General features: G+C 55.7%; 13 protein-coding genes and 2 tRNA genes. 6 read left to right on the forward strand and 9 right to left on the reverse strand.

Going from position 1 to position 12,499, the window contains the following annotated elements:
• The first annotated feature begins 14 nt into the window (after positions 1-14).
• A complete protein-coding gene (gene helD / locus ACVWZ0_RS08425) occupies positions 15-2,069 on the forward strand; it encodes a DNA helicase IV (RefSeq protein ID WP_253454670.1) in 2,055 nt (684 codons plus the stop codon).
• A 19-nt stretch (positions 2,070-2,088) separates the two neighbouring features.
• On the opposite strand, the gene ACVWZ0_RS08430 is transcribed toward helD, so the two are convergent.
• Both ACVWZ0_RS08430 and ACVWZ0_RS08435 read right to left on the reverse strand, forming a co-directional pair.
• A complete protein-coding gene (locus ACVWZ0_RS08430; protein ID WP_253454669.1) occupies positions 2,089-2,547 on the reverse strand; it encodes a methylglyoxal synthase in 459 nt (152 codons plus the stop codon).
• Between the two features lie 68 nt (positions 2,548-2,615).
• Entirely contained in the window at positions 2,616-3,248 is a 633-nt protein-coding gene (locus tag ACVWZ0_RS08435; protein WP_253454668.1) for a YccT family protein, read from the reverse strand.
• A 169-nt stretch (positions 3,249-3,417) separates the two neighbouring features.
• On the opposite strand from ACVWZ0_RS08435, the gene ACVWZ0_RS08440 reads away from it, so the two are divergent.
• A complete protein-coding gene (locus ACVWZ0_RS08440; protein ID WP_253454667.1) occupies positions 3,418-3,831 on the forward strand; it encodes a CoA-binding protein in 414 nt (137 codons plus the stop codon).
• 27 nt (positions 3,832-3,858) lie between these two features.
• Here ACVWZ0_RS08440 and hspQ read toward each other — a convergent pair whose 3' ends face one another.
• Positions 3,859-4,173 carry a heat shock protein HspQ gene (gene hspQ, locus ACVWZ0_RS08445; RefSeq protein WP_253454666.1) on the reverse strand — a complete coding sequence of 105 codons (315 nt, stop codon included), beginning with the start codon at positions 4,171-4,173 and terminating at the stop codon, positions 3,859-3,861.
• 62 nt (positions 4,174-4,235) lie between these two features.
• A complete protein-coding gene (rlmI, locus tag ACVWZ0_RS08450; RefSeq protein ID WP_253454665.1) occupies positions 4,236-5,426 on the reverse strand; it encodes a 23S rRNA (cytosine(1962)-C(5))-methyltransferase RlmI in 1,191 nt (396 codons plus the stop codon).
• Positions 5,427-5,510: 84 nt separating this feature from the next.
• On the opposite strand from rlmI, the gene yccX reads away from it, so the two are divergent.
• Entirely contained in the window at positions 5,511-5,789 is a 279-nt protein-coding gene (gene yccX / locus ACVWZ0_RS08455; RefSeq protein ID WP_125288677.1) for an acylphosphatase, read from the forward strand.
• Positions 5,790-5,798: 9 nt separating this feature from the next.
• Here yccX and tusE read toward each other — a convergent pair whose 3' ends face one another.
• Both tusE and yccA read right to left on the reverse strand, forming a co-directional pair.
• Positions 5,799-6,125 carry a sulfurtransferase TusE gene (tusE, locus tag ACVWZ0_RS08460; protein WP_253454664.1) on the reverse strand — a complete coding sequence of 109 codons (327 nt, stop codon included), beginning with the start codon at positions 6,123-6,125 and terminating at the stop codon, positions 5,799-5,801.
• Between the two features lie 109 nt (positions 6,126-6,234).
• A complete protein-coding gene (yccA, locus tag ACVWZ0_RS08465) occupies positions 6,235-6,891 on the reverse strand; it encodes an FtsH protease modulator YccA (protein WP_253454663.1) in 657 nt (218 codons plus the stop codon).
• 216 nt (positions 6,892-7,107) lie between these two features.
• Between yccA and ACVWZ0_RS08470 the strand changes: the two genes are divergently transcribed.
• From ACVWZ0_RS08470 to agp, 3 genes are all read left to right on the forward strand, one after another.
• Positions 7,108-7,195, forward strand: a tRNA-Ser gene (locus tag ACVWZ0_RS08470).
• Between the two features lie 410 nt (positions 7,196-7,605).
• A tRNA-Ser gene (locus tag ACVWZ0_RS08475) sits at positions 7,606-7,693 on the forward strand.
• A gap of 349 nt (positions 7,694-8,042) precedes the next feature.
• A complete protein-coding gene (gene agp, locus ACVWZ0_RS08480) occupies positions 8,043-9,839 on the forward strand; it encodes a bifunctional glucose-1-phosphatase/inositol phosphatase (RefSeq protein WP_253454662.1) in 1,797 nt (598 codons plus the stop codon).
• Positions 9,840-9,937: 98 nt separating this feature from the next.
• On the opposite strand, the gene ACVWZ0_RS08485 is transcribed toward agp, so the two are convergent.
• From ACVWZ0_RS08485 to wrbA, 3 genes are all read right to left on the reverse strand, one after another.
• A complete protein-coding gene (locus ACVWZ0_RS08485) occupies positions 9,938-11,311 on the reverse strand; it encodes an NAD-dependent succinate-semialdehyde dehydrogenase (RefSeq protein WP_125288673.1) in 1,374 nt (457 codons plus the stop codon).
• A gap of 147 nt (positions 11,312-11,458) precedes the next feature.
• The gene (locus ACVWZ0_RS08490; protein ID WP_253454661.1) at positions 11,459-11,689 is read right to left on the reverse strand and encodes a YccJ family protein; all 231 of its coding nucleotides are present in this window, start codon (positions 11,687-11,689) and stop codon (positions 11,459-11,461) included.
• A 22-nt stretch (positions 11,690-11,711) separates the two neighbouring features.
• Positions 11,712-12,311 carry an NAD(P)H:quinone oxidoreductase gene (gene wrbA, locus ACVWZ0_RS08495; protein WP_253454660.1) on the reverse strand — a complete coding sequence of 200 codons (600 nt, stop codon included), beginning with the start codon at positions 12,309-12,311 and terminating at the stop codon, positions 11,712-11,714.
• Between the last annotated feature and the right edge of the window lie 188 nt (positions 12,312-12,499).

Below are 12,499 nucleotides of genomic sequence, written 5' to 3' on the forward strand. Positions count from 1 at the left end.
GCCCGAGAGCCTCTATGGAACTGAAAGCAACCTCGCTGGGTAAGCATCTGGCGCAGCATCCCTATAATCGGGTGCGTCTGCTCGCAGCCGGCGTCGAAGTCAGTGGTCAGAAGCATGAATACCTGATCCCTTTTAACCAGCTGTTGGCGATCCGCTGCAAGCGCGGACTGGTCTGGGGAGAGCTGGAGTTTTCGCTGCCCGATAATAAAGTGGTGCGTTTGCACGGCACGGAGTGGCAGGAAACGCAGCGTTTTTATCACTACCTTAATCAGGCGTGGCAGGCGTGGAGCCAGCAGATGAGCCCGATCGCCGCCGAAGTTTTACAGCAGCAGGTTGCCAGCCTGAGCGAGTTTGAGCAGCAGGATCGCTGGCTGAAACGTCAGGAAGTGGCGAACTGGGGCGAAAAAATCCGGGATGCTTTCTCCTCTCAGCCTTTGCCCGTCAGCCGTCTTGAAGAGTTTGAATCCTGTCGCGAAGCATACCTTTTCTGTCAGCGCTGGCTGGAAAACAGCGAGGCGCAGCGTCAGCAGCGCAACAGGCGCTGGACGGAAAAAATGCTGGCGCAGTATGCCGATTTTTTTGCCGGCGTCGAAAGTTCACCGCTTAGCGCCTCCCAGGCCAGCGCAGTAGTCAACGGCGAGGAAGCGGTGCTGGTGCTGGCCGGGGCGGGCAGCGGGAAAACCTCGGTGCTGGTGGCGCGTGCAGGCTGGCTGCTGATGCGTAAAGCGGCTGCCGCAGAGCAAATTCTGCTGTTGTCATTTGGCCGTCGGGCCGCGGAAGAAATGAACCACCGGCTTAAAACGCGCCTCGGTAGTGATGACGTTGAAGCGCGCACTTTTCATTCCCTGGCGCTGCACATTATTCAGCAGGGCAGCAACAGGTCGCCAGTGATTAGCAAGCTGGAAACCGACGGCGCGCTGAGGCGCAGGCTGCTGACAGAAACCTGGCAGCAACAGTGCAGCGAGAAAAAAGCGCAGGCCAGCGGCTGGCGGCAGTGGCTTCATGAGGATTTGGGCTGGGAGCTGGACGAAGGCGCTTACTGGCAGGATGAGACGTTGGCCAACAGAGTCGGCGAGCGTCTGGAGCGCTGGCTGGAGCTCATGCGGATGCACGGCGGCGCGCAGGCCGCGATGATCGAATCCGCGCCGGAAGCGGTTCGCGAGCTGTTCAGCAAACGAGTTAAACTGATGGCGCCGCTGTTAAAAGCCTGGAAAAGCGCACTGAAAGAAGAAGGCGCGGTAGATTTCGCCGGGCTGATCCATCAGGCGATCGCCGTGTTGGAAAAAGGACGCTTTATCAGCCCGTGGAAGCACATTCTGGTCGATGAATTTCAGGATATGTCGCCGCAGCGAGCGGCTCTGCTGGCGGCGCTGCGCAGGCAAAACAGTCAGACTTCGCTGTTCGCCGTGGGCGATGACTGGCAGGCGATTTATCGCTTTAGCGGCGCGGAAATGGCGCTCACTACCGCCTTTCATCATTATTTTGGCGAAGGCGAACGCTGCGTGCTGGACACGACCTGGCGATTCAACGAGCGTATTGGCGAAATAGCCAATGACTTTATCCAGCGCAACCCGTCCCAGCTGAAAAAGCCGCTGAACAGCCTGAGCAAAGCCACTAAAAAAGCGCTCTCGTTGCTGCCTGAGTCACAGCTGGAAGCGCTGCTGAATAAGCTCAGCGGCTACGTCACGCAGGAAGAAGAAATCCTGATCCTCGCGCGCTACCACTACCAGCAACCGACGCTGCTGGCTAAAGCGAAGACGCGCTGGCCGGGCCTGAATATTTCTTTTGCAACGATACACGCCAGCAAGGGGCAGGAAGCAGATTACGTACTGGTGCTGGGATTAAAAAGCGGCGAGGATGGGTTTCCGGCCGCTGCCAGAGAGTCGGTTATCGAGCAGGCGCTGCTGCCGCAGCCGGAAGATTTTCCCGACGCCGAAGAGCGGCGTTTGGCCTATGTCGCCATTACGCGGGCGAAAAAACAGGTTTGGCTGCTGTTTGACAGCGATGCGCCGTCAGGCTTTGTAGCAGAATTTAAACGCATGGGCGTGCCGCTGTTACGCAAGCCGTAATCCGGCACGCCCGTGGCGTCTACTGCAGGCGCGCCTGCAAATAACGTTGATAGTCAGGAATAGAAATATCAAGCGGCTGTGCGAACAGCGGAGAATGAATAATAAAGTCGGCGGTGGTGCGATTGGTCGCAACAGGGATATTCCAGACCGTTGCCAGGCGCAGCAGCGCTTTGACGTCAGGATCGTGCGGTACCGCGTTCAGCGGATCCCAGAAGAAAATCAGCACGTCGATTTTGCCTTCCGAAATCAACGCGCCTACCTGCTGGTCGCCGCCCATTGGGCCGCTTAGCATAGCGGTAACCGGCAGGCCGGTGGCGCGCTGGATCAGATTGCCGGTGGTGCCGGTTGCGTACAGCGTATGGTGCTGCAACAGCGCTTTATGGCTGTCGACCCACGCCATCATTGAGGCTTTACAGTGATCGTGCGCGACCAGCGCAATATGTTTTTTTTCCCCGAGGGTGCGGGTAGTCTGCTCCATGGCGATATCCTGTTTCGTTGAAAAGCAAACTATACGGCTTCCGATCCCGGGATGCCAGCAGGGCAGGCTTAACCTGTGCGGAAGGCTTTCATCAGCAGAACAAAACGTTGGCGGGTAGCGGCGTCAACCTGTTGATACCATAACTGCAGTACCCGGCCAGCCGGATAATGGCTGCTGGCGAAAGTCAGCGTATCGTCGGTCGGGCTGCCGGTAGTATGCGGCTGCGCAAAGCGAGGCACCGAAGCCGAATGGCCCTGCATATTATAAGCCGCCATTTCCCGTTCATAATTTTCGCCAGCGGTGCCGGTCAGTGTGTCCTGCTCGCTCTGCACAACCTTGCCGTGCTCGTCATGCAGCTGAAAATCGGGGTGATGGGCAAACGCACGTGCCTGGGCAGACGTGCGGATAGCGGGCAACGCGATAGCAATTGATTTAACGTTGGTAGTAAAAGTCACGATCAGCGGCGGCGAACGCCAGGACGAGGTGTGGCTGTTTTCCAGCCTTTTTTCTACGCGGAACAGCAGCTGGTGCTGTCCTTGCTCCAGTTCAAGCCCATCGGCGCCTTTCAGCAGCGAACCGGAAATTTTATGACCGTCGAGCACCAGCAGATCGATCTCAGGCGCGAGTTTTAAGGTGGTTGCATGGGCTGCAGCCGCAACCCACATTGCCATCAACCCTGTCAGGAGCAGACCCAGCTTCATTGTTTCTCCAGATGCCCGAAATATAAAAAAGAGCGAATGTATCAAAGTCTTTCAGTATGACAGCATATTAACATTTTTACATATTTATTCATGCTAAATCTTTTGCGGCTATGATTATAAGCGCAAAATACGATCGTCTTGCAAAACAGAAATAGTTAACGGAGCCGCTATGGACGACAACATTATTAATGAAGTTTTGACAACGACTCGCCATATCGCGCTGGTAGGCGCCAGCGAGAAACCCACCAGGGCCAGCCATTACGTGATGGCGTATCTGCTTGGGCAGGGTTACAAGGTGACGCCGGTCAGCCCTAAACTGGCCGGGCAAACGCTGCTGGGACAGCGGGTTTATGCAAAGCTGGAAGAGATCCCCGAGCCGGTGGATATGGTTGACGTGTTCCGTAATTCGGAAGCGGCCTGGGGCGTGGCGCAGGAGGCGATAGCGATAGGTGCCAAATCGCTGTGGCTGCAGCAGGGCGTCATCAATGAGCAGGCTGCGGTACTGGCTGCCGATGCGGGTTTGAAAGTGGTGATGGATCGTTGCCCAATGATAGAAATTCCTCGTCTGGGGTTGGGCAGATAATAAAAAACCCCGCAAGCGGGGTCTTTGTCAGTTTCTGAGGCGTGGCGCCTGCAGCTGTTTGCGAATGGAAGCGGCGAGTTCATCCATTGAAGGATGCTCGGGGTGCTCGCCCGGTATCTCCCAGCCCAGCTGCGCTTCCGCCAGATAGGTGTGCACCGTTTCGCCGTTATCGTCTTCCATCACAACGTGATACCACGGGGCATTACGCAGCGCGCCGTCGGCGATATCGTCAATTTTAGGATCCTCTAACGAGTATTCCGGATCCACATCAACCACCACCCCTAAAAAACCCAGCAGCTTGTGTCGTACCTGCTGGCCAAGTCCAAATTTGCTGGCAATCATCGTGACCTCCCGAGAAACATAACCCTGTCATCCTTTATGGGGGCAGCGTTAGCGTTTTCAAGTCACAGCACGCGGCAGGCAAATCCTTTCAGATAGAGACCTTCCGGATAGCTGGCGATCACCGGGTGATCGGCTGCCTGCCTGAACTGTTCTATAAATTGTACATCACGCTGTGCATCGAGCGCAGCATCAGCAATAATTTTCTGGAACAGCTCGGTAGGCATCAGGCCGGAGCAGGAGAACGTCATCAACATCCCGCCAGGATTTAGCAGCTGCATTGCCAGCATGTTGATATCTTTATAGCCACGGCAGGCGCCGGCCAGCTGGTTTTTATTCTCAACAAACTTTGGCGGATCCATCACGATTAGATCGAATTTTTCTCCGCTTTCGCGATAGCGACGCAGCAATTTAAATACGTCATCGCGCAGAAACTCCGCTTTGCTGAGATCCAGACCGTTCAGCTCTACGTTCTGGCGAGCCACATCCAGCGCCGCCTGTGAGGTATCGACGCTGATCACCTGCTGGCAGCCGCCCATCAGTGCCGAAACGGCAAAGCCGCCGGTATAGGAGAAGCAGTTCAGCACGCGGCGATCTTTTGCGTAGCGGCGCGTAGCCAGCCGGCTGTCGCGCTGGTCGAGGTAGTAGCCGGTTTTATGGCCGGTCTGAATATCGACCAGTAGTTTCATACCGTGTTCGGTAATCGGCAGCAGTTCAGGCGGCGTTTCGCCCAGCACCACGCCCTGCGTCAGCTCAAGACCCTCTTTTTTACGTACCGATACGTCAGAGCGATCGTAGATGGCGCATTGCGGATAGCAGTGCTGTAGTGCGGTAATCAGGGCGGCGCGCTGGTATTCGGCACCGGCGGAAAGCAGCTGCAGCACCAGGAAATTGCCAAAGCGATCGATGGTGATGCCCGGCAGGCCGTCAGACTCGCCGGCTATCAGGCGATAGCTGTCGAGATCGTCGCGCTCCGCCAGCCAGTCGCGCAGCTGCTGAGCTGCCTGCAAACGGCGGGTAAAGAAAGCGATATCGATCGCTTCATCCTGTTCCCAGCTCCAGACGCGGGCGCGGATTTGCGAAGCGGGCGACCAGGCGGCGCGGGCCAGCCATTTACCCTGGCTGTCGCAAACGTCAATGGTTTCGCCCGACTGGGCTTTGCCTTCCATACGGGCTACGGCACCGGAGAAAACCCAGGGATGGCGGCGGAGTAAGGACTTTTCACGTCCTTTAGCGAGAATCAAACGAACGGTCATATTTGCTATGCTTACAGTCAGAAAAACAGGCGTCATTGTCCGGTGCCTGGCCACAAAAAGCAAACTGTCTCTTCAGGGGGAAATATGACGGCAATCTGTAAACGAGCGTGGGTCCACGGCAGCGTACAGGGCGTGGGATTTCGCTATACAACCCAGCACGAAGCCCGCGCGCGCGGGCTGAATGGCTATGCCCGCAATCTTGACGATGGCAGTGTGGAGGTACTGGCCTGTGGGGAGGAAAAAGAGGTCGAGGCGCTGATTGCCTGGCTGAAGGCGGGCGGGCCGCGTTCGGCCAGGGTCGACAAAGTGCTGACGGAACCCTGTGCGCTTCAGGAGCAGCCTGCGGGTTTCACCACCGGATAAAGACCGCCGCTACAGGCATTTAGCCGGTTTAGGCAGGCCGGCAATTTTAGTTGCCTGTTTTGCCGGGCCCTTAGGGAAAAGGCGGAACAGGTAGCGGCTGTTGCCTTTCTCTTCGCCATATTTTTTCGCCATGGCTTTAACAAGCATGCGCACGGCTGGAGAAGTATTAAATTCCAGATAGAACTCCCGTACAAAGCGCACGACTTCCCAGTGGGCTTCGCTCAGCTCAATGCCTTCTTCCTCCGCCAACAGCGGAGCCAGCGCCTCGCTCCAGTCCGAAGTTTTAGTCAGATACCCCTGCGCGTCGCGCGAAATTTCTTTACCGTCAAAAAACACCGTTTTGCCTCTGTATTGATAACCGGGATGCAGTTTACCAAAAATTTTCCGGCGCGGATGAGCAAAAAAAAGCCCCGCGCTGCGGGGCTTGTTGTCTTTGTTCAGCGCATCAGTTGCTGCGGGACATACCAAGGATACTCAGCAGGCTGACAAAAATGTTGTAGATGGAAACATACAGGCTGACGGTGGCGCGAATATAGTTGGTTTCGCCGCCATGGATAATATTGCTGGTTTCCCACAGGATAGCGCCTGAAGAAAACAGTACGAACATCACGCTAATCGCCAGATGCAGGGCAGGGATCTGCAAAAACAGATTAGCCAGAACGGCCACCAGCAGCACCACAAAACCGGCCATCATCATGCCGCCCAGGAACGACATATCCTTGCGTGTGGTCAGCACGTAGGCTGAACAGCAGAAGAACACCAGCGCGGTGCCGCCGAGCGCCAGGCCGATAACATCGCCCATGCCCGCCGACAGCAGGGTATTCAGCATCGGCCCCAGGCAGTAGCCGAGAAAGCCGGTAAAAGCGAAGGCAGCCAGAATGCCGGTTGGGCTGTCCGCCAGGCGGTAGGTCAGAAACATCAGGCCATAAAAGCCAGCCAGCATAATGATTAAGCCCGGCGCGGGCAGGGCGAAGACGGTGCTGAGCGTGGCGGTGACCGCTGAAAAAGCCAGCGTCAGCCCTAGCAGAAAATAGGTGTTACGCAAAACTTTATGCGTGGCAAGCAGCGAGCTTTGCCTGGTATGAGTAACGATGCGATCCATAGAAATGCCTCTTAAGGTCATTAGATTGCAGTGAGAATAAGGACCGCGCCTGAAGGGGGGAAGACGTTTTACCCTTCTTTACTCGTTAAGGCGGCGTTTCTGTGAGCAGGCTGGCGCTAATAACAACAAAAAAACCAAAACTGGCTGTTTTTGCGGCAGTTGAATCAGGCCCTGCTTTACATCGGCGCGGAGGATGTTTATAGTTCGGGTCATTGCGGAGGGGTGGCCGAGTGGCTGAAGGCACCGGTCTTGAAAACCGGCGACGGGAAACCGTTCGAGAGTTCGAATCTCTCCTCCTCCGCCATCAAATTCAACGGGTCAGCGAAAGCTGGCCCGTTTTGCTTTGCGCGTGATATGGCATAGCTGCCTGATTTAGGATCCCTGCTTCCCCAACAGCCCAACAGCCCAACAGCCCAACAGCCCAACAGCCCAACAGCCCAACAGCCCAACAGCCCAACTACTCAACCACTCAACTACTCAACCACTCAACCACTCTCAACTACCTTATCTTATTACGGCATCGCTGTTAGCTATTCCAGGCCCGTTGTTGGCGGCTTTTTGAACCACTGCGGCGCATTTCCTGAGCAACCAAAAAAAAGATGTATAAAAGCGCATAAATTCAACAAAATAGCTAAAAAAATGCTTGGCAGCCTTTGGGCTTTCCCCTATACTGCGCGCCATCAGATGCACTTCAGGTGCAGATGGTAAAAGTGCGGAGGGGTGGCCGAGTGGCTGAAGGCACCGGTCTTGAAAACCGGCGACGGGAAACCGTTCGAGAGTTCGAATCTCTCCTCCTCCGCCATCAAATTTAACGGGTCGGCAATTGCCGGCCCGTTTTGCTTCCTGCTTTCTGCTTCCTGCTTTCTGCTTTCTGCTTTCTGCTTTCTGCTTTCTGCTTTTTATTTTCTACCTGCTCACTGGCCCTGTTCTGCCGGACGATTATCCTGCTTACGAAAAACATCCCGTTTCTTTTCAATCTCCTGATGCGCCGTAACGGCAAAGGCGATAGTCTGCTATATTCTCAACACGAATAATGCCCGGTCCCGGCCCCATTTTGCCGTGCGGCGGCGAGCTTTTCCGACGCCCGCCTTTTGCCGGACGTATCGCTTTGCTGGCCGGGTGATTTACCCTTGGATCAATGGAAAAAACACATGATTAAAAAGTATAGTCTTTGCGCGCTGGCGGTCTGCTCGGCTCTGACCAGCCTCTCCGCTTTCGCCGCCGACGATAACTATCAGCTTGAACAGGTGTTAATGATGAGCCGCCATAATCTTCGGGCGCCGCTGGCCGACAACGGCAGCGTGCTGGCGCAGTCGACGAAGAAGAAGTGGCCGCAGTGGGACGTACCGGGCGGCCAGCTCACGACGAAAGGCGGCGTGCTGGAAGTTTATATGGGACGCTATACCCGCGAGTGGCTGGCGCAGCAAGGGTTGATCAAACAGGACCAGTGTCCGGGCAGCGATGAAATTTACGCTTATGCCAATAGCCTGCAGCGTACCGTTGCTACGGCACAGTACTTTATTACCGGCGCTTTCCCCGGCTGCGACGTCGCGGTTTCCCATCAGGATGAAATGGGAACCATGGATCCCGTCTTTAATCCGATTATTACCGACGGCAGCGAAGCCTTTAACCAGCAGGCGCTGACCGCGATGAACAGCACCGCCGAAAAGCTGACGCTGAAGCCAGCGTTCCAGCGGCTGGAAAAAATCATTGATTATAAAAACTCGCCGGCCTGCGATGGCAAAAAACAGTGCGACCTGAGCAGCACTAACCAGAACAAATTCTTTGCGGAAAACGGTAAAGAGCCAACGGTAAGCGGCCCATTGAAGGTGGGCAACTCGCTGGTTGACGCCTTTACCCTGCAATATTATGAAGGTCTGCCGACCGACCAGGTCGCCTGGGGACAGATTAAAACCCCTGAGCAGTGGAAAGAGCTGTCGGCGATCAAAAATGGCTATCAGGATACGCTGTTTACCTCGCCGCAAGTGGCGCGCGACGTAGCGGCGCCGCTGGTCGACTATATCCGCAGCCTGCTGGTGGATGAAGATAAAGCCAGTGCGCCAAAGGTGACCCTGATGGTGGGGCACGATTCCAATATCGCTTCGCTGCTGAGCGCGCTGGATTTTAAAGCCTACACGCTGCCCGGCCAGTTTGAACGTACGCCAATCGGCGGTATGATCCAGTTCCAGCGCTGGCACGACAAGAAAAACAATCAGGAGCTGGTGAAGGTGGAATACGTTTACCAGAGCAGCGATCAGCTGCGCGACGCGACGCCACTTTCTCTGGATACGCCGCCAAAACGCGTGACGCTTGAGATGAACGGCTGTAAGACCGATGCCAACGGCTTTTGCCCGTGGGATCAGTTTACTCAGGTATTGAATAAAGCCATTGCCGGTACGCCGATGGCGGCAGCCCAGGCAACCGCCGCCAGCGATAAGGCCGCAGCCGATAAAGCAGCATCGGATAAAGCGGCGGCCGAAAAAGCGGCGCAGGCCAAAGTCTCTGCGGATAAAGCGGCAGCGGACAAAGCCGAGGCGGATAAAGCCGCGGCCGAAAAAGTAGCGAATGAAAAAGCCGCGCAGGAGAAAGCCGCCAGCGACAAAGCGGCCGCCGATAAGGCCGCTGCTGATAAAGCTGCAGCGGACAAAGCCGCGAAAGCGAAAGCCTCGGCGGAGAAAGCCGCAGCGGATAAGGCCGCCGCCGATAAAGCGGCTGCTGATAAAGCGGCAGCAAAGCAGGCGTCTGACAAAGCCGCAGCGGACAACGCCGCGGCAAAACAGGCCGCTGAGGAGAAAGCTGCGGCCAATAAAGCCGCTGCTGATAAAGCTGATGCCGAAAAGGCGTCAGCTAATGCCGCGCCGGTGGATAACAACGCGGCCGATACCGCCAGCAAGCCTGCGGACGACAAAGCGGCTCCGGCAGCGCAGACGGAAAACAAATCTTCCTGACGGCGGGCGAAAAAAAGACCGGCTGATTGCCGGTCTTATCATGCTCTGTCAGAACCTGATTTCAGGCCGACGCTGTCGGCCTTTTTTACGTCTGGCGATCAGCCTTTGCTGACCACAACCAGTTTCTGGTTTACAAACTCTTTGATCCCCAGATCGGAAAGCTCGCGGCCGTAGCCTGAGCGTTTCACGCCGCCAAACGGCAGTTCTGGTGCGGTATCGCTGGCGGAGTTGATATAAACCATACCGGTTTCAATGCGCGAGGCCAGGGTTTTGCCGCGCTCGATATTGCTGGTAAAGACCGAGCCGCCAAGGCCGTAATGCGAATCGTTGGCCAGTTTCACCACTTCCTCGTCATCTTTTACCACATAGATTTGCGCAACCGGGCCGAAAAACTCTTCAAAGTAAGCCGGGTTGTCGCGGGTAATGCCGGAAAGGATTGTCGGCTCATAGAAACAGCCTTCGCCTTCTACCGCCTTGCCGCCCAGATGCAGCTTCGCGCCTTTGGCTACCGCGTTCTCTACCTGCTTAACCAGCGTATCGCGCGCGCTGGCGGAAGAGAGTGGGCCAAGCGTGGTGCTTTTATCCAGCGGATCGCCGATCTTCACTTCGCGGAAGGCCTGAGTGAATTTTTCGATAAAGGCATCGGCCACTTTTTCCTGCACGATAAAGCGTTTAGCGGCGGTGCAAACCTGGCCGCAGTTGCTCAGACGCGCGCCAACGCCAGCCTTCACGGCTTTATCCAAATCGCAGTCGTCCAGCACTACGAAGACGTCGTTGCCGCCCAGCTCCAGCGTGGTTTTTTTCAGGTATTTACCGGCCTGCTGCGCTACGGCGCTGCCTGCGCGCTCGGAACCGGTCAGGGCCGCACCCTGAACGCGATCGTCAGCAATCAGCGAGGCGATCTGATCGTTGCTGACGAAAAGGTTAGTCCAGGCGCCTTTTGGCGCGCCGGCTTCCGTTACCAGCTCTTCAAACAGCGTGGCGCAATGCGGCACGTTGGCGGCATGTTTCGCCAGCACCGGGTTACCGGCAGCAAGGTTAGGCGCCAGCACGCGCATCAGCTGATAGTAAGGGAAGTTCCACGGCTCTACGGCCACCAGCACGCCGATTGGGTGATTTTCCACCCAGGCTTCGCCCAGATCGGTGGGATAAGAGGTTGGGGCAAGGAAACGCTCAGCGTTTTCCGCATAGTAGCGAGCAATCTTCGCACAAAGCTGCACTTCGCCACGGCTCTGCTCAATCAGTTTACCCATTTCAATACTGGCGGTTTTTGCCAGTTCGTCCACGCGGCTGTCGATCAGATCGGCCAGCTTTGCCAGCACCTGAAGGCGCGGCTGGATTGGGCCTTTGGACCAGGACGAATGATAAAGGTCGTCGGCGGTTTTCAGCGCGGCTTCCACCTGCCGATCGTCATGCTCCGGCCAGGATTTAATCAGTTCGTTATTGGCAGGATTGATGGTTTTATAGGACATGGTGGCTCCTTCTCAAGGCCGTCAGGCTAAATGGTGAGAATAAGCGTAGTAGAGGATTTATTGATTTAACAAGGCGGGAGGGTGTCAGTTTGTGCTGTGCAACGCGACGAAACAGCAGAATGCACTGCTGTTTCGTCGCAGTGGAGGTTAGACGTTTTTACGCTCGACCGGGACGTTATCCCAGGTCAGCACGTCCTGATCGGTTTTTTCAAACGCGCGGATCAGAACTTCATCATTACCCTGTTGCTCCCAAATCCCCTCGGCGAGCTTCTCATCGTAGTTCGCCACTTCAAAAATGGCTTCGGCAATTTCAGGCGAGGTGGAACGAATACTTGCCCATTCTCCCACTCGATGTTCTTTAGATTGTTGCGTAGCCATACTGTTCTCCTGTGAGTTGAGGTTATCCGTTCAGTTTTACCGCCAGTCCGGCGACATATTCACCCTGATAGCGGGCAATATTCAGTTCATCTTCGCTGGGCTGACGCGAGCCGTCACCGCCAGCGAACGTGGTGGCGCCGTAGGGCGTGCCGCCACGAACCTGTGAAATATCAAACAGCTCTTTCGCACCGTACCCAATAGGTACGATAACCATGCCGTGATGAGCAAGTGTAGTCCAGGTTGAGGTAATCGTCTGTTCCTGGCCGCCGCCGGTGCCGGTAGAAGCGAAAACGCTGGCGATTTTGCCGAACAGGGCGCCGGATGCCCAAAGGCCGCCGGTGCGGTCAAGGAAGGTGCGCATTTGTCCGGACATATTGCCAAAGCGCGTCGGCGTGCCGAACAGAATAGCGTCGTACTGCGGCAGTTCGTCCGGCGTGGCTTCGGCCGCATCCTGATCGGTTTTGCCGCCGACCTGAGCAAAACGCTCAGCGTTCATGGTTTCAGGCACGCGTTTCAGAGTCACTTCCGCGCCGCTGACGCGTCGTGCACCTTCTGCTACCGCCTTCGCCATGGTTTCCACATGTCCGTACATCGAATAGTAAAGCACTAAAATTTTAGCCATCGTTCACTCCCTGAGTAGGTGGTTTTAAACAGCGTTCGATAGAAAAGTATAGATGAGGCTGCTCCAGCTTGCAGAAACGCAAAAAGCGAGGGATAAAAACGGGTACATTCCAGAAAATGCTTAAAATAAATATTAGATTTAATAATATGATTTTCAGCAATTTTTAGCCGTAAAAGCGCCTGGTAAAC

Source organism: Erwinia sp. TECH1, from assembly GCF_054057575.1.